16 protein-coding genes and 1 pseudogene are annotated in these 15,676 nt (G+C 66.7%); 7 read left to right on the top strand and 10 right to left on the bottom strand.

Going from position 1 to position 15,676, the window contains the following annotated elements:
- Positions 1-1,034, top strand: a 1,034-nt coding sequence (locus RT567_RS04540; RefSeq protein ID WP_313574636.1) for a M28 family peptidase, incomplete at its 5' end; no start/stop codon positions are given.
- 55 nt (positions 1,035-1,089) lie between these two features.
- Complete coding sequence (locus tag RT567_RS04535; protein ID WP_313574634.1) at positions 1,090-1,569, top strand: hypothetical protein; 480 nt, start codon at positions 1,090-1,092, stop codon at positions 1,567-1,569.
- A 72-nt stretch (positions 1,570-1,641) separates the two neighbouring features.
- On the opposite strand, the gene RT567_RS04530 is transcribed toward RT567_RS04535, so the two are convergent.
- From RT567_RS04530 to petA, 3 genes are read right to left on the bottom strand one after another with little or no spacing between them, the layout of a single operon-like run.
- Positions 1,642-2,517 (bottom strand): cytochrome c1, encoded by an 876-nt coding sequence (locus RT567_RS04530; protein ID WP_292055742.1) that lies wholly within the window; start codon positions 2,515-2,517, stop codon positions 1,642-1,644.
- Between the two features lie 5 nt (positions 2,518-2,522).
- Entirely contained in the window at positions 2,523-3,821 is a 1,299-nt protein-coding gene (locus RT567_RS04525; RefSeq protein WP_313574632.1) for a cytochrome b/b6, read from the bottom strand.
- 17 nt (positions 3,822-3,838) lie between these two features.
- On the bottom strand, positions 3,839-4,393 hold the full coding sequence (gene petA / locus RT567_RS04520) for a ubiquinol-cytochrome c reductase iron-sulfur subunit (RefSeq protein WP_125899690.1): 555 nt from the start codon (positions 4,391-4,393) through the stop codon (positions 3,839-3,841).
- A gap of 196 nt (positions 4,394-4,589) precedes the next feature.
- Here petA and RT567_RS04515 point away from each other — a divergent pair, with 196 nt between their 5' ends.
- The gene (locus tag RT567_RS04515) at positions 4,590-5,045 is read left to right on the top strand and encodes a tRNA (cytidine(34)-2'-O)-methyltransferase (protein WP_313574630.1); all 456 of its coding nucleotides are present in this window, start codon (positions 4,590-4,592) and stop codon (positions 5,043-5,045) included.
- Positions 5,046-5,116: 71 nt separating this feature from the next.
- The gene (locus RT567_RS04510; RefSeq protein ID WP_313574628.1) at positions 5,117-5,734 is read left to right on the top strand and encodes a DUF2726 domain-containing protein; all 618 of its coding nucleotides are present in this window, start codon (positions 5,117-5,119) and stop codon (positions 5,732-5,734) included.
- A 22-nt stretch (positions 5,735-5,756) separates the two neighbouring features.
- Here the strand turns inward: RT567_RS04510 and RT567_RS04505 are convergent, their stop codons facing one another.
- Complete coding sequence (locus tag RT567_RS04505) at positions 5,757-7,046, bottom strand: dipeptidase (RefSeq protein WP_313574626.1); 1,290 nt, start codon at positions 7,044-7,046, stop codon at positions 5,757-5,759.
- Between the two features lie 250 nt (positions 7,047-7,296).
- On the opposite strand from RT567_RS04505, the gene hemF reads away from it, so the two are divergent.
- Positions 7,297-8,151, top strand: a complete 855-nt coding sequence (hemF, locus tag RT567_RS04500; protein ID WP_409516144.1) for an oxygen-dependent coproporphyrinogen oxidase — start codon at positions 7,297-7,299, stop codon at positions 8,149-8,151.
- Between the two features lie 10 nt (positions 8,152-8,161).
- Here hemF and RT567_RS04495 read toward each other — a convergent pair whose 3' ends face one another.
- On the bottom strand, positions 8,162-10,639 hold the full coding sequence (locus RT567_RS04495; protein WP_313574623.1) for an ATP-binding protein: 2,478 nt from the start codon (positions 10,637-10,639) through the stop codon (positions 8,162-8,164).
- Positions 10,640-10,755: 116 nt separating this feature from the next.
- Positions 10,756-11,454, bottom strand: coding sequence for a glutamine amidotransferase-related protein (locus RT567_RS04490; protein ID WP_313574621.1), 699 nt, complete (start codon positions 11,452-11,454; stop codon positions 10,756-10,758).
- 87 nt (positions 11,455-11,541) lie between these two features.
- On the opposite strand from RT567_RS04490, the gene RT567_RS04485 reads away from it, so the two are divergent.
- A complete protein-coding gene (locus RT567_RS04485; RefSeq protein WP_313574620.1) occupies positions 11,542-11,877 on the top strand; it encodes an antibiotic biosynthesis monooxygenase family protein in 336 nt (111 codons plus the stop codon).
- Here the strand turns inward: RT567_RS04485 and rlmJ are convergent.
- On the bottom strand, positions 11,874-12,695 hold the full coding sequence (rlmJ, locus tag RT567_RS04480; protein ID WP_313574618.1) for a 23S rRNA (adenine(2030)-N(6))-methyltransferase RlmJ: 822 nt from the start codon (positions 12,693-12,695) through the stop codon (positions 11,874-11,876). The two genes, RT567_RS04485 and rlmJ, sit on opposite strands and share 4 nt — an antisense overlap.
- Positions 12,696-12,770: 75 nt before the next feature.
- Here rlmJ and RT567_RS04475 point away from each other — a divergent pair, with 75 nt between their 5' ends.
- Positions 12,771-13,118: a hypothetical protein gene (locus RT567_RS04475; RefSeq protein WP_313574616.1), complete on the top strand. Its 348-nt coding sequence runs from the start codon at positions 12,771-12,773 to the stop codon at positions 13,116-13,118.
- A gap of 7 nt (positions 13,119-13,125) precedes the next feature.
- Here RT567_RS04475 and tdh read toward each other — a convergent pair whose 3' ends face one another.
- The 3 genes and pseudogenes from tdh to RT567_RS04460 all read right to left on the bottom strand — a co-directional run.
- The gene (gene tdh, locus RT567_RS04470; RefSeq protein WP_409516143.1) at positions 13,126-14,160 is read right to left on the bottom strand and encodes an L-threonine 3-dehydrogenase; all 1,035 of its coding nucleotides are present in this window, start codon (positions 14,158-14,160) and stop codon (positions 13,126-13,128) included.
- An 81-nt stretch (positions 14,161-14,241) separates the two neighbouring features.
- A complete protein-coding gene (locus tag RT567_RS04465) occupies positions 14,242-15,447 on the bottom strand; it encodes a glycine C-acetyltransferase (protein WP_313574613.1) in 1,206 nt (401 codons plus the stop codon).
- Between the two features lie 39 nt (positions 15,448-15,486).
- Positions 15,487-15,676: pseudogene (locus RT567_RS04460) on the bottom strand (hypothetical protein); the annotation flags it as partial.

The raw sequence follows: 15,676 nt of genomic DNA, 5'->3' as shown, positions 1-15,676 counted from the left end.
GCGGCGCCCTGGCCGTCCTGACGATCATCGACGGCGACGCCGGCGCGGCCGCCTGGCGACGCGAGACATCGGGGGCCGACCGCACCCGCACCCTGACGCCCGGCTCGGCCGAACTGACCCTCAGCGGCGCCGTCAACCGCGACGTCGCCGCCGAAATGGGCGTGGACCTGGCGTCGCTGAAGCCCCGCCTCGAGACCGGCGATTTCCGCGCCTTCCCGCTGGAGACGCGGATCACCGCCTCGGCCGAGGAATCGGTCGAGATTCTGCGCACCCACAACCTGCTGGCGCGTATCACCGGGACCGAGCGCCCGAACGAGGTCGTCATCTATTCCGCCCACTGGGACCACGTCGGCGTCAAAGACGATGCCCCAGGCGACGACAAGGTGTTCAACGGCGCCTGGGACAACGCCTCGGGCACCATCGGCGTGGTCGAGATGGCCCGCCAGTTGAAGGCCGCCCCTGCGCCGAAGCGCACCTTCGTCTTCGCCCATATGGCGGCCGAGGAAATGGGTCTGCTGGGCGCCTACGCCTATGTCGCCGATCCGGTCTATCCGCTGGAGACGACGGTGGCCGACATCAACATCGACATGCTGCCCCTCAGCGGCCCGACACGCGACGTCCCCATCTTCGGCAAGGGCCAGAACAGCCTTGAAGACGACCTTCAGGCCCTGGCTGAACAGGAAGGCCGCTACGTCTCCGACGACGGCCAGCCGGAACAGAATTTCTACTACCGCTCCGACCACTTCCCCTTCGCCCGCGCGGGCGTGCCGGCCCTGATGCCCTGGCACGGCGTGGATTGGGTCGAGGGCGGCCGCGAGGCGGGCCTGGCCGCCTGGAAAGCCAGGTTCGGCGCCGACTATCATCGCCCCAGCGACGAGTGGTCGGCCGACTGGGATCTGCGCTCGGCGGTTGAGAACCTGACCCTGCTCTATCGCCTGGGTCTGGACCTGGCCAACGGCGACGAATGGCCGACCTGGAAGCCGACCTCCGAGTTCGGACAGGTCCGCGATCGCAGCGCGGCGGCCCGACGCTGACGCATCAAAAGGCAAGGGCGGCAACGCCCTCGACCGCCGACACGTTGTGGCGGGGATGAAACCCTCTTCCCGTCATTTGTTCGTCGTCCTGGCGATTCTGCTCGCGGCCTGCGACCCGCCGGGCCAGGTCAATCCGCCGACCGAACCGGCTCAACCCATCCAGGGTCCAGGAACCTCGGCGCCCCCTCCCCAGCGCCCGCCGGGGATGGAGCCGATGCTTCGCGGCGCCGGCGCGACCAGCTTTATCGGCCGCTGGGCCGCCACAGCCGACGCCTGCGCCCAAGCCGGCGATCATCAGGCCGTCCTCGATGTCACCACGACCGATCTGCACGGACGCGGCCTGCGTTGCGCCCTCGAAACCATCAATGAGCGCGGCCAGGGTTACGACGCCCTCCTCGCCTGCGAGACGGCTACGGGCCGCACCGAGCGGCACGCACGCTTCGAGGCCACGGACGACAGCCTGCGCCTGATGTGGCTGCACCAGCCATCTGAGCAGCCCATGCGCCTGATCCGCTGCACCGCCCTGGCGCGCTGACGCGGACGCCGCCCACGAAAAAACCCGCCGGATCGCTCCGGCGGGTCGTTTCGTCTGCGAGGACAGGACGCCTTAGTGGGCGACGCCCTTCCAGATGCGGCGATAGCTGGCGTAGGTCACGCCCGCGAAGGCCAGCAGGAAGATGATGACGCCGAAGCCCATCTGCTTGCGCTCGACCATCTTCGGCTCAGAGGTCCAGGCGATGAAGGCGGCGACGTCCTTGGACATCTGGTCCACGGTCGCCTCGGTGCCGTCGTCATAGGTGACCTGACCGGCGGTCAGCGGGGCCGGCATGGCGATGAAGCCGCCTTCCGGCACATGGCCCTTGCCTTCCCAGAACGGGGTCATGTCGCCCGCCATATAGGGGTTGTAGTGCTGGCCCGGCGCCATCTTCAGGCCCGCCGGCGGGGTCGAATAGCCCGACAGCAGCGAATAGATGTAGTTGGCGCCGTCGTGACGGGCCTTGGCCATGACCGACAGGTCCGGCGGCATGGCGCCGCCGTTGGCCGCAGCGGCCGCCGTCGGGTTCGGATAGGGGTTGGGGAAGCGGTCCGCCGTGGTGGCGTCGCGACGCAGGTCTTCACCCGTTTCTGAGTCGATGTCGGCGACCTGGATCTCCTTGGCCAGAGCCTTCACGACCGGGTTGTCGTTCGGGTTCGGATACTTCGGATTCCAGAACGGCCCGTGCTTGTCGCCCAGGTTGCGGAAGTGCACCAGATCCATGCCGTGGCAGGAGGCGCAGACCTCGCGATAGACCTTGTAGCCGCGCTGCAGCTGGCCCTGATCGAAGGTGCCGAACGGACCGGCGAAGCTGAAGCCGCCGTCGCGCGGATGCTTGGCGCCCCCGGCGGCCATCGCCGGAGCGGCGATGGCGACCAGGCCGACAGCGGCCGTCACGGAGACGAGGATCTTGCGGAAGGACACGGTCTTTTTCTCGTTGCTCATCATCGCGCTCAGGCCTTCTCGGCTGCGGTCGACGGGAGCACGGGCTCCGAGATCGTCGCCGGGATCGGCAGCGGCTTCTCACGCAGGCCGATGACCGGCATCAGCACCAGGAAGAAGACGAAGTAGTACGCCGTCAGCAGTCGCGTCAGCCACAGGTAGGAGTTCAGCTGGCCGTCGATCAGGTTGAAGCTGGGCATGCCCGGAACAACCGGCGCGTCCGGCAGCTGAGCGCCGCACCAGCCGAGGCCGAAGCAGACGAACAGGAAGATGATGAAGAAGGTCTTCATCGTCGGGCGGTAGCGCATGGAGCGCACCTTGGACGTATCCAGCCACGGCAGGACGAACAGCACGCCGATCGCCGCGAACATGGCCACCACGCCGCCGAACTTGTCGGGGATGGCGCGCAGGATCGCGTAGAAGGGCAGCATGTACCACTCAGGCACGATGTACGCCGGGGTCTGCAGCGGGTTGGCCGGGATGTAGTTGTCGGCGTGGCCCAGAGCGCCCGGGTTGTAGAAGACGAACACCGCGAACAGGATCAGGAACAGGATGATCGCGAAGCCGTCCTTGACCGTGAAGTACGGGTGGAAGGGCAGCATGTCCTTCTTGGCGCGGTCCTTCGGGATCAGGATGCCGACCGGGTTGTTCTGACCGGCGGCGTGCAGGGCCCACAGGTGCAGCACCACGCAGCCGGCGATGACGAACGGCAGCAGGTAGTGCAGCGAGAAGAAGCGGTTCAGCGTCGCGTTGTCGATCGCCGGGCCGCCACGCAGCCAGACCAGGATCGGCTCGCCGACGACCGGGATGGCGCCGATCAGGTTGGTGATGACCTCAGCGCCCCAGAAGGACATCTGGCCCCACGGCAGGACGTAGCCCAGGAAGGCCGTGGCGATCATCAGGAAGAAGATGACGCAGCCGACGATCCAGATCATCTCGCGCGGCGCCTTGTAGGAGCCGTAGTACAGGCCCCGCAGCATGTGCAGATAGACGGCGATGAAGAACATCGACGCGCCATTGGCGTGCACATAGCGGATCAGCCAGCCGCCGTTCACGTCGCGCATGATGCGCTCGACCGAGGCGAAGGCCATGTCGACGTGCGGGGTGTAGTGCATGGCCAGGACGATGCCGGTGATGATCTGAGTCATCAGGCAGATCGCCAGGATGCCGCCGAAGGTCCACCAGTAGTTCAGGTTCTTCGGGGTCGGCAGGTTCGCATAGTCCATGCCGAAACGGATGATCGGCAGGCGCGTGTCCATCCACCGCTCAACGGCGGTTTTCGGGACGTAAGTGGATTCGTGATCGCTCATGGTTCCTCTGTCCGTCCTCAGCCGATCTTCACGCGGGTGTCGGACATGTATTCGTAGTTCGGCACGATCAGGTTCAGCGGCGCCGGGCCCTTACGAATACGACCCGAGGCGTCGTAGTGCGAACCGTGGCACGGGCAGAACCAACCGCCGTACTCGCCGGCGTTGAAGGTCGGCACGCAGCCCAGATGGGTGCACGAGCCGATGACGACGAGATACTTCTCGTGGCCTTCCTTGGTGCGCTCGGCGTCGGTCTGCGGCGGGCTGCCCACGGCGCCCTCGTCGATGACCTTGGTCAGCTCGGCCGGGGTGCGATAGCGCACGAAGACCGGCTTGCCCTGCCACTTGATGACGACCTGCTGGCCTTCCTGGACCTTCGTCAGATCGAATTCGATCGACGCCAGAGCCAGGGTGTCGGCCGCCGGGTTCATCTGATTGATGAGCGGCCAGGCCACCATCACGCCAGCGCCGGCAGCAGCCGCGCCCGCAGCAATGTGGATGAAGTCGCGGCGAGTGGCCTCGCCACCCCCGTGTTGGCCGTCAGGCCCGTCAGCATTCACGACCGATTCGGCCACGCGTTTCACCTCTGCATCGCCGGTCGCCCGCCCCGAGATGGGACGTCAACCGAATGGAACCCTATCATGCGATGGCAAATCCCTGACCGCCCGGCCTTGGTTTCAACGGTTCCTGACAAGTCGCGGAAGCGATTTGCGAAACAGTCGCAACAAAAGCCGCGACAAGGCCCCGCCCCGCGCGTATGAGGGCCTTAGAATGCGTCTCGCCCTTTTTCAACCTGACATCCCCCATAATGTCGGCGCCTGCATCCGACTGAGCGCCTGTTTCGGCGTGGAATTGCACGTCATCGAGCCTACGAGCTTCAATTTCGATGATCGCGCGATGAAGCGGGCGGCCCTGGATTACGGGCCTTTGTCCCATATGACGCGCCATTCCGACTGGGAGGCCTTCCAGCGCGACCGCGCGCCGGGTCGGCTGGTGCTGTTCACCACGCGCGCGGCCGAGCCCCTGACGGATTTCGTCTTCCAGCCCGATGACGTTCTGTTGTTCGGCAAGGAGAGCGCCGGTTCGCCCGACTACGTCCATGCGGCGGCGGATGCGCGAATCTACATCCCCATCCGCCCGGAAGCCCGGTCGCTGAACCTATCCGTCAGCGCTGGCATCGGCCTGCATGAAGCGCTGAGGCAGATGAACGAACTGCCGACGCGATAAGCGATTAACTAAAGCCGTTCAGCTCACGCCAACCCGCAGACGCATAACATCGATCCGCAATAGCGGAGACCATGATGCAATCCCTGTGGCTTAAGCTTACCACGCCGGACCAACTGCCTTTATTATTGGCGTTCGCCCTTCTCGCAGGTTTCCTGATCGGGTGGAGCGCCGCGCAGGCGATGAAACGCCATGGGCGTCGCCGCACCAAACCATCGGCGCCTGCCATCAAGATCGTTTCCGCGTCTCGAAACCCCGCCACGGATCAGTTGGCGACGGTGATGAAGGCAGAGTTTCACGCCAAGCGGCTGATGTCGCGCGAAGAAGCACGCATTTTCTATGCCTTGGAGCGCGGCCTGGCCAAGCACGCACTCGGTTGGCGCGTCATGGCTCAAGTCTCGCTCGGTGAAGTTCTGGGCTCCGCTGATACGGGCGCCTTCCAGGCGGTGAACAGCAAGCGGGTCGACATGCTGATCATCGCCAAAGACGGTCTGCCGATCGCTGCGGTCGAATACCAAGGCTCAGGCCACTACCAAGGCACGGCCGCCGCCCGCGACGCCGTGAAGCGAGAAGCTCTCCGACGTGCCGGTATCGAGTTCCTAGAAATTCGCTCCGGGCACGCCCCTGAAGAGCTGACCTTCGAAATCGACCGGCTCGTCCGGCGCAGAACGCCCGCCGAGGAGCCGGCCTGATCGTCTTGTCTTCGCCTGAACCTTACTCCGGCGCGCCGTCGTTCGGCAGTTTGGCCAGGCTCGGCCGCTCGGCGCTCTTCGAAGCCGCCACGCGCTCCACCCCCCGCATGACGCGCAGCAGGTTCTCGCCCGAGATCTTGCGGATGTCGGCCTCGCTCCAGCCGCGGCGCATCAGTTCGGCCAGCAGACGCGGATAGCCGTCCACGCCCTCCAGACCGACCGGCAGGCTGTCCACGCCGTCATAGTCGCCGCCCAGGCCGACGTGATCGATGCCCGCCACGTCGCGGACGTGCTGGATGTGGGCGATGACGTCCTCCATCGTCGCCTTGGGCGCCGGGTTGGCGGCGTTCCAGGCGTCCATGCCCGCCTTGACCGCAGCGGGATCGCCGGGGTTGAGGGCCGTCAGCCGCGTCATCTCCGCGCCGCGCGCCGCGCCCGCCGCCCGCACGGCCTCGCTGACGAAGCCCGGCACGAAGGTCACCATGACGATGCCGCCGTTGCTCTCCATCTGGCGCAGCACGGCGTCGGGCACGTTGCGCGGATGGGCCGTCACCGCCCGCGCCGAGGAGTGGGAGAAGATTACCGGCGCCTCGGACACGCGAATGGCGTCAACCATGGTGGCCTCGGACACGTGGCTGAGGTCGACCATCATACCCAGACGGTTCATCTCGCGGACCACGTCTTCGCCGAAGGCGTTCAGCCCGTTCCATTTGGGGGCGTCGGTGCCGCTGTCGGCCCAGGTCGTGCTCTTGGAGTGGGTCAGCGTCATGTAGCGCGCCCCCGAATCGTAGAACTCGCGCAGCAGGCCCAGGGAATCGTCGATCGAATAGCCGCCTTCCATGCCGATCAGGCTGGCGATCTTGCCCGCGCGGTGGATGCGGACCAGGTCGTCGGCCGTGGTGGCGATCTCGAAGGTCTCGGGGTGGGCGGCGACGATGCGCTTGACCGTGTCGATCTGCTCGAAGGTGGCCTTGGCGGCGTCGACCGGCGCCATGCTGGCCGGGACATAGACCGACCAGAACTGACCGCCCACGCCCCCGGCGCGCAGGCGCGGGATATCCGTATGCAGGCGCGTCGATGTCGACAGATTCGCATTCAGATCAACGCCGTGCGGATCATTGCCGAAGCCCTGGCGCAAGGCCCACGGCAGGTCGTTGTGTCCGTCGATCAGGGGCGTGCGTTTCAGAATCTGCATCACGCGCGCCTCTTGCGGCTGAGACGTTTGAGCCAGAACCGGTCCGGCCAGAACGGCGACGGAAGCGGCGGCGAGCAGGCTGGCGCGCAATTTAGCGCTCAGGGCGATGCGGATCATGGTTTCCCCCTCTTGGATACTAGGCCCGCCCGGTCGCCCCACGGCGCCGCTTTGCGGGCGCCGCACGCTGGCACAGGCGCGACGCCGTGGGAACCGTCCGTAGGCATCGTTTGCACCGCGCCTTGTGATCTGGATCAAGGCCCCCTCGCCTCGCCTGCGGCATCAGGCTCGCACCCGCGCATCCCGCCGGACTGTTCAGAAAGGCCGCGTCATGGTTGAAGCCCTCATGATCCAAGCTGCCCCCGCCCTGATGATTGAGCGCCGCGAGCGCGCCCGCGTCTGGTTCGAGACCCTGCGCGACAAGATCCACGCCGCTTTCGAGGCGCTGGAAGACGCCGCCCCGGTTGAACTGTTCGCCGGAGAGCCCGGCCGCTTCGTCCGCACCCCGTGGGACCGCAAGGAAGGCGGCGGCGGCGTCATGGGCATGATGAGCGGCCGCCTGTTTGAAAAGGTCGGCGTCCACTGCTCGACCGTCCACGGAACCTTCCCCGCCGACTACGCTAAAAACGTGCCCGGCGCCGAGGAAGACCCGCGCTTCTACGCCACCGGCATCAGCCTGATCTGCCACCCGGTCAGCCCGCGCGTGCCGGCGGTGCACATGAACACCCGCCTGATCTCGACAACCAAGACCTGGTTCGGCGGCGGCGGCGACCTGACGCCCGTACTGGATGCCGACCGTCGCGACGACCACCCCGACACCGTCGACTTCCACGCCGCCATGAAGGGCGCCTGCGACGCCTTCGATCCCGCCTGGCACGCCAAATACAAGCAGTGGTGCGACGAGTATTTCTTCCTGCCCCACCGCAATGAACCGCGCGGCACCGGCGGCATCTTCTACGACCACCACGACAGCGGCGACTGGGAGCGGGACTTCGCCTTCACCCAGGTCGTCGGCGAGGCCTTCCTCAAGGTCTATTGCGACATCGTCGCCCGCCGGATGCAGGAGCCCTGGACCGCCGAGGAGCGCGAGGAGCAACTGATCCGTCGCGGCCGCTACGTCGAGTTCAACCTGCTCTACGACCGCGGCACCATGTTCGGGCTGAAGACCGGCGGCAACGTCGAGTCGATCCTCAGCTCCATGCCGCCCGTGGTGAAGTGGCCCTAAAAGCCGAGGTTCAGGCCGAGACCTGATCGTTCGCCCGGTCCAGGGCCTCTGCGACGGCCCTGGTCAGCCCCGCCACGCTGAGCGGCTTGGTCAGGTGGCCGTCGGCGCCTGCACGATGGCTGGCCTCGACGTGTTCGCTCATCGCGTTGGCGGTCAGCATCAGGATCGGCGTCGGCTCGGCGCCGGTGCGGCGCTCATAAGCGCGCATTTCGGCCGTCGCGGTCAGCCCGTCCATGACCGGCATCTGCATGTCCATCAGCACCAGGTCGAAACCGCCTTCGCGGAAGGCGGCCAAAGCCTGAGCTCCGTCCTCCACCGCCGTCAGTTCGACGCCCAGCGGTTCGAGCATGACCTCGATCACCTTGCGGTTGGCCGGATGGTCGTCGGCCAACAGCACGCGCGGCACGCCTTCACGATCCGTGCGCGGCAGGGCGGCGGGCGTGAAGACCGACTCGTCCATCTGATCTTCGCCGGCTTCGGCGGGCGGCAACGACAGCTCGAACCAGAAGCGCGCGCCCTCGCCCGGCGGAGAGTCGCAATCCAGTTCGCCGCCCATCAGCCGCACCAGATCATCGGAAATGGCCAAGCCGAGCCCGCTGCCGCCGAAGCGACGGGTGATGGAGCCGTCCTCCTGCTGGAAGCGATGGAAGATGCGCGACTTGAACTCGGCGTCGAACCCGATGCCCGTGTCGACCACGGCAAAACGAACGCGGTCCTGATCCAGCAGATCGACGTTCAGGGTCACCGACCCCGCCTGGGTGAACTTCAACGCATTGCTGATCAGATTGGTCAGCACCTGCCGCAGCCGGACCGCATCCCCAACGACCCGTCGCGCCAGGGCGGCGTCATAGCCCAGCCGCAGCTCGACGCCCTTGTCCAGGGCCAGCGGCGCCCACAGGGCGACCACGTCGCGCGCCGCCTGCTCCAGGTCGAAGGGCGTCGGTTCGATCGCCAACTGGCCCGACTCGATGCGGGCCACGTCCAGGATGTCCGACAGCAACCGCTCCAGGGTGACGCCCGACGAACGGATAATGTTCACCAGTTCCCGATCCTGTTCGCGCAGGTCGCGTCCGGCCAGGGCCTCAGCCATGGCCACGACGCCGTTCAGAGGCGTGCGGATCTCATGGCTCATATTGGCCAGGAATTCGCTCTTGGCCCGGTTCGCCGCCTCGGCATGAAGCTGGGCCTTCTTCAGGCGCCGTGACTGCCGCCTTTGCCACAGCAGGACCAGCAACACCGACAGCACAAAGACCAGGCTGATGGCCAGGATCCAGTTCTGCCCGCGGATCACCGCCTGCTGAAGCTGGGTGTTGGCGCGGGCCGTCTCCAACTGGCGGCGACGCTGGGCCAGCTGTTGCTGCATGTCGCCCGTCACCTGGTGAATGCCTGCGCTGAAACGGCGGGCGGTATGCAGGTCTCGCTGCCGCTGATACTCGCGAAGGACTTCAAACGCCTCGCGCGACCGACCGGAGCTGAACAGCAGTTCGGCCTCGACCAGTCGTTCAGTCGGGTCGACCGCCCCTTCGGGCGTCAGTTCGCGCAGGCGTTCCAGATCGCTGCGAGCCCCCGTCAGGTCGCCCAACCGCGCCCTCGCCACGCCGCGTATCGGCAGGATGTCCAGCGCCAGAAAAGCCTTGCCGTCGATCAGCGCTTCATGGGGCGCCAGACAGTCCAGCACGGCGCGCGAATCCCGCCGCGCATCGGCCACGGCGGCGCACAGGGCGGCGTCATAGGCGCCGAGGCTGTCCAGGTTCGTGCGCTGGCTCAAACGGTGGTGGGCCGCATAGTAGAGCTCGGCGTTGGGCAGATCCCCAACCTGAAGCGCCATGCGCGTCAGATTGTAGAGGCTGTCGAAATCCGGGCGCGGATACGCTGGATTGGAATCGTCGATCTCGAAGCGGCGAAAGGCGTCGGCGGCGCCCGCCACATCGCTCAGCTTCATCAGCCCCATGCCGGTCATTTCCCAAACGCCGGCCCTCGCGGTGGCGGTATAGGGGCCATGGACCGGGATTTCAGCCTCGACCGTCGTCAGCAGGCGCAAGCCTTCGCCGACGCGGTCCTGATCCATCAGGGCCAGGGCGCTCAGCCGAGCCGCATGCGCCATGACGAACCAGTCGCGCGTGGTCCTGGCCGTATGCGCCATCTCATCCTGAACCGACAGGTCGCCCTGATCGTAGCGGATGGTCAGGGCGTTCAGACGCGCAATCGCCAGATAGCGATGGTCATCCTGGGCGCGCGCCTGCGCCTCCAGACGGTTGTTCCACAAGGTCGCCTTGTCGAAGTCGCCCTGGTTCAGAACCGTCCAGGCGACATGATACAGTCGGTTCAACCCCTCCCGATCATGACGCTTCATGGCATCGAGACCGAAGCTTTCCAGCGCCGCAAAGTTCGTACTGGCGGCCCGCTGCTCGACGGCTCTGGCCAGTTCCAGGCCGTGCGTCGACTTCGCCACAGCGGGCGCGGCGGCCAGCACGGCGACCGCGATCAAGGGAGCGTAAAAAAGGGTCTTGAGGCGTACAGAAGACATCCTCACGACCCTAGCCCTGTGGAAGTTGCCTAAGGCTTAGCGCCGTTCGACGAAGCGCGCCACGCCAAGAGCCTCCCTCAAGCCGAAACGCCCAGATAGGCGCGTATCCAGTCGGCCAGGACAGCCCGGTCGTTCGGCTCGGCCAGGGTGGCGTGAGCCTGGTCCACCAGCGCGTCGTCGATGCGCCCTCTCCGGCCTTCGGTCAGACGAGCGGCGAAGGCCGGATCGAACTCGGGATGGCACTGGAAGCTGATGGCGTCCTGCCCCCAGGCCAGGCCCGCATAGGGCGTGAACTCGCTGGCGATCAGCACCCGCGCATCGTCGGGGGCGGCCACGACTTGGTCCTGGTGCGAAACCGGAATGGCGATGGTCGCCGCCGCCGGGGTCATCCAGGCCTCATCGCTCAGCACGTCATAGCGGTGCAGGCCGACGCCCCAGCCCTTGTCGGACTTCTCGACCCGACCACCGAAAGCATGGGCCAGGATCTGGTGGCCGAAGCACACGCCCACCAGCCGCGTCTTGCCGCGCGCATCGCGCAGCCAGGCGGACAGGGGCTCGATCCACGGCAGGTCTTCATAGACGCCCGCCGCCGATCCGGTGACGATCGTCCCGACGAAAGCCGACGGGTCTTCGGGCAGTTCGCCCGCCTGAACGTCGAAGCGATGCGTGGTCACGCCGTCGCCCAGCATGGCGCGGAACTGGGCGGTGTAGTCGCCGAACGTCTCAGCCAGATGGGCAGGCGGGCGACCGGTTTCGAGGATGGCGATGGCGGTCATGAAATCCACTTGATCGACGGGAGTGAAGGAAGCCTCGGCTGCTGGATTGCGGTAGAAGAAGGGACAAAGCAATGAGACGAACCGCCCATGCCTTCCTCTCCCGACGCCCTGGCCGATGCGCCGCCTGAAGACCTGGTCGTCCTGATCAATGTCTTCAAGTGCAACGCGCCCCATCTGGACGAACTGATGGAGCGGCTGGCGAATCTGGTGCGTGTTCAGACCGCCCTGCCCGGCTTCGTCTCAGCCACCCTGCATCGCGGATTGAACGGTCGCGTCGCCGCCAATCACGCCGTCTGGGCCGACGCTGACGCCTGGAAGGCCATGACCCGCCATCCCCAGGTCGTCGCAGCCATGGGGCCGATCCTGGCCATCGCGACGTTCGAGCCTCACCTCTATGAGCCGGGCGAGGTCATCCAGGCCTAACCCGCCCGCCAAACCTCGGCCCGACCGCCCGCGTCGCCCAGCGCCGAGACCGTCCAGCCGCAGATTTCAGCCGCCGCCGCCTCGGCGCCCGAGGGCGCGTTGACCACCGTCATGGCGCAGCCGTTCATCTTCATCGGATTGTTCAGCGGCCGCAGGCGCGCCTCGGCCACCAGCACCCGCGACAGCCCCGCCTGCTCCAGCCGACGGATGAAACCGTCAAAGGTCTCCAGATCCTTCAGCGGCGTCCAGATCGCCACGCAGGCCGTCGGATCGGCGCCCAGCACCGCCGCGGCCGTCTCGGCCGAGCGGACATAGTCGTCGGGCCGCTCGAACGGCGGATCGATCAGCAGCAGCGGCGCCTTCAGCCCCCGCGCCGCGCGCACCGCCTCATCATAGCCGTCGCCCGCCTGTCCCGTCGCATTCGACCACGGCGCCAGCGCCTCCTTGAGCAGGGCTTCGACCGGCGGGTTCAGCTCAAACCCACGATAGGAATCCCCAGCCCGCAAGGCCCGCGCCGTCAACACCGGCGAACCGGGATAAAAGCGCACCCCGCCCTGCGGGTTCAGCGCCGCGACCTCAGCCGCCAGCGCCTCGATCAGCGACGGTCGCGCCTCGGCGGTCATCAGCCGCGCCACCCCGGCCTCGGCCTCGCGCGAGCGAACCGCATCACCCGTCAGATCATAGAGTCCCGCCCCGGCGTGAGTGTCCAGCACGGCGACGGGTCCGCGCGCCTGCCGCTCCTTCAACAGCCACAGCACCAGGGCGTGCTTGACCAGATCGGCGAAGTTTCCGGCGTGAAAGCTGTGACGATAATTCATGGCCGCTCGTCCCCCGCCCCCGTCATAAGGTCAAGTCGTATAAGAGGGATCGACGCCCCGGCTTCAGGATACGCCATGCTGATCGACCACCCCATCCTTTCCGACGAGGACCGCACCCCCTCCGCCGCCATCGCCGAGACGGCTGAGGACGGTCTGGCCCTGCGCGAACTGCACGGGCGCGGCGGCACCGAGGTCGGCGTGCGACGCGCCGAACAGCTGATGGCGCGCACGCCGCTCAGCGATCGGGATATCAAGTCGATGTACAGCTATTTCGCCCGCCACGCGGTGGACAAGCACGGTCGCTATTGGGCCGATCCCGTCAAGCCCTCGGCGGGCTATATCGCCTGGCGCCTGTGGGGCGGGGACGAGGCGCGCGACTGGATCAACAGCCTGCGCGCCCGCCTTCGCGAAGTCGGAATTTAAAGCCCGCTCAGTCGGCCCAGTTCAGGACGACCTTACCCGACTTGCCGGACTTCATGGCCTCAAAGCCCGCCTCGAAATCCTGGTAGGACATCTGGTGGGTGATCAGCGGCGTCAGGTCCAGGCCGGCCTTCAGCAGACCCAGCATCTTGCGCCAGGTGGTGAACATCTCGCGCCCATAGACGCCCTTGATGGTCAGGGCCTTCAGGATGATCGCGCCCCAGTCCGTCTCCATCGGCTTGGACGGAATACCCAGCAGGGCCATGCCGCCGCCCATGATCAGGGTGTCGACGCACTGCTTGAAGGCGATGGGCGACCCCGACATCTCCAGCGCCACGTCGAAGCCGACCTTGAGGCCCAGCTCGTGCATGACGTCGCGCAGGTCTTCCTTGGTGGTGTTCACCGTGCGCACGCCCGGCGCAACCTTCTGCGCAAGGTCCAGGCGGAAGTCATTGATATCGGTCAGGACCACAGTGCGCGCGCCCGCATGACGCGCCACAGCGGCGGCCATCATGCCGATGGGGCCGGCGCCCGTGACCAGCACGTCCTCGCCCAGCAGGTCGAACTGCTGCGCCGTGTGCACGGCGTTGCCGAACGGGTCCAGGATCGAGCCGATCTCATAGGGCACGTCGTCGGGCAGCTCGATCACGTTGAAGGCCGGGGCCACGACGTATTCGGCGAAGGCGCCCTGGCGGTTCACGCCGATGCCGCGGGTGTCGGGGTCCAGGTGGAAGTGACCCGCGCGGGCCGCTTCGGAGTTCAGGTCGATGACGTGACCCTCGGCCGAGACGCGCTGGCCGACCTTGAGGCGGCGATCCACGTCCTTGCCGATGGCGACGATCTCGCCGGCGAACTCGTGGCCGGTGATCATCGGCACGGGCACGTTCTTCTGGGACCACTCGTCCCAGTTCCAGATGTGGATGTCGGTGCCGCAGACGGCGGTGCGGTGCACCTTGATCAGCACGTCCTCATCACCTGCGACGGGAATGGGGGCGTCGATCAGCTCCAGCCCTTCGGCCGGTTTCGTCTTGGCCAGGGCCTTCATCATGTCAGCCATGTCGTTTCCTCAAACGCTTTCTAATTCCGGCACGGCCGGTCGCCCGGCCATGACGATACAGGCGAACGCCTATTTGATGACGCCCAGTTCCTTGCCCGCCTGGGTGAAGGCGGCGACGGCGGCGTCGATCTGCTCGAAGGTGTGGGCCGCCGACATCTGGGTGCGGATGCGGGCCTGGCCGCGCGGCACCACCGGGAAGCTGAAGCCGATGACATAGACGCCCAGCTCCAGCAGGCGCGCCGCCATGTCCTGCGCCAGCTTGGCATCGCCCAGCATGACCGGGATAATCGGATGCTCGCCCGGCAGCAGGTCGAAGCCGGCCTCGGCCATGGCCGAGCGGAACCGCGCGGCGTTGGCGAACAACTGGGCGCGCAGCTTGTCGCCCTCTTCCCCCCCGGCGATGCGGATGGCTTCCAGCGACGAGCCGCACACGGCGGGCGCCAGGGCGTTGGAGAACAGATAGGGCCGCGCGCGCTGCTTCAGCAGCTCCACCACGTTCGAGCGGGCGCAGATGAAGCCGCCCATGGCGCCGCCCAGCGCCTTGCCGAAGGTGCCGGTGACGAAGTCGACCTCGACCCCACAGTGCGCAAACGAACCCTTGCCATTGTCGCCCAGGAACCCGGTCGCGTGGCAGTCGTCGACCATGATCAGGGCCTGATACTGGTCGGCCAGGGCGCGGATCTGATCGATCTTGCCGATATAGCCGTCCATCGAGAAGGCGCCGTCAGTGGCGATGATGATGTTGCGGGCCCCGGCGGCGCGCGCCTCCTTCAGCTTGGCCTCCAGATCGGCCATGTCCGAGTTGGCGAAGCGATAGCGCTGGGCCTTCGACAGGCGCACGCCGTCGATGATGGAGGCATGGTTCAGGCTATCCGAAACGATGGCGTCCTCGGCCCCGAACAGCGGCTCGAAGATGCCGCCGTTGGCGTCGAAGGCGGCGGCGAACAGGATGGCGTCCTCAAAGCCGAGGTAGTCGGCGATCGCACGCTCCAGCTCTTTATGAATTTCCAGCGTGCCGCAGATGAAGCGGACCGAGGCCGTGCCCGCGCCCCACTTTTCCTGCGCCTTGATCCCGGCCTGGGTGACGCGCTCGTCGCCCGCCAGGCCCAGATAGTTGTTGGCGCAGAAGTTCAGCACATCGCGGCCGTTGACCGAGATCACAGGCCCCTGACGCGAGGCGATGACGCGCTCGGGCTTGGTCAGCCCCTGGGCGTGGATGTCAGCCAGTTCGGCGGAGACGCGGTCGTAGAAGGCCAGGTTCGTATCTTGGGTCATGCGTGCTCCGCTACGCTGAATTCGGGCGGGTTTGAACCCCTAGTTTGCGGGCGCCGCAGCAGGCTGAGCCGAGGCCTCGGCGACGGGCCGCAGGGGACTGACCTCAACCTGCCCGCCGCAGGGCGTAAAGGCCAGCGGCAGGGCGATCGCCGTCGCAGCGCCCGGCGCCGTCACGCGCACCGTCTTGGCCGAGGGGCAGGTCGTCTCGCCCTTGTCCTCATGCGGGACG

It is taken from the genome of Brevundimonas sp., assembly GCF_032107865.1.
Lineage (GTDB): Bacteria > Pseudomonadota > Alphaproteobacteria > Caulobacterales > Caulobacteraceae > Brevundimonas.
The sequence above is the reverse complement of the archived record's forward strand: the minus strand, read 5'-3'. Positions and strand labels throughout refer to the sequence as shown.

Bases quoted from the DNA above. Each gene is read 5' to 3' on its own strand.
- RT567_RS04475 (WP_313574616.1), top strand. From the start codon at position 12,771: ATGCTGATCGACCACCCCATCCTTTCCGACGAGGACCGCACCCCCTCC.
- RT567_RS04525 (WP_313574632.1), bottom strand. From the start codon at position 3,821: ATGAGCGATCACGAATCCACTTACGTCCCGAAAACCGCCGTTGAGCGG.
- RT567_RS04505 (WP_313574626.1), bottom strand. From the start codon at position 7,046: ATGATCCGCATCGCCCTGAGCGCTAAATTGCGCGCCAGCCTGCTCGCC.
- hemF (WP_409516144.1), top strand. From the start codon at position 7,297: ATGATTGAGCGCCGCGAGCGCGCCCGCGTCTGGTTCGAGACCCTGCGC.
- rlmJ (WP_313574618.1), bottom strand. From the start codon at position 12,695: ATGAATTATCGTCACAGCTTTCACGCCGGAAACTTCGCCGATCTGGTC.
- RT567_RS04510 (WP_313574628.1), top strand. From the start codon at position 5,117: ATGATGCAATCCCTGTGGCTTAAGCTTACCACGCCGGACCAACTGCCT.
- RT567_RS04490 (WP_313574621.1), bottom strand. From the start codon at position 11,454: ATGACCGCCATCGCCATCCTCGAAACCGGTCGCCCGCCTGCCCATCTG.
- RT567_RS04485 (WP_313574620.1), top strand. From the start codon at position 11,542: ATGCCTTCCTCTCCCGACGCCCTGGCCGATGCGCCGCCTGAAGACCTG.
- RT567_RS04465 (WP_313574613.1), bottom strand. From the start codon at position 15,447: ATGACCCAAGATACGAACCTGGCCTTCTACGACCGCGTCTCCGCCGAA.
- RT567_RS04535 (WP_313574634.1), top strand. From the start codon at position 1,090: ATGAAACCCTCTTCCCGTCATTTGTTCGTCGTCCTGGCGATTCTGCTC.
- RT567_RS04515 (WP_313574630.1), top strand. From the start codon at position 4,590: ATGCGTCTCGCCCTTTTTCAACCTGACATCCCCCATAATGTCGGCGCC.
- tdh (WP_409516143.1), bottom strand. From the start codon at position 14,160: ATGAAGGCCCTGGCCAAGACGAAACCGGCCGAAGGGCTGGAGCTGATC.
- RT567_RS04530 (WP_292055742.1), bottom strand. From the start codon at position 2,517: ATGATGAGCAACGAGAAAAAGACCGTGTCCTTCCGCAAGATCCTCGTC.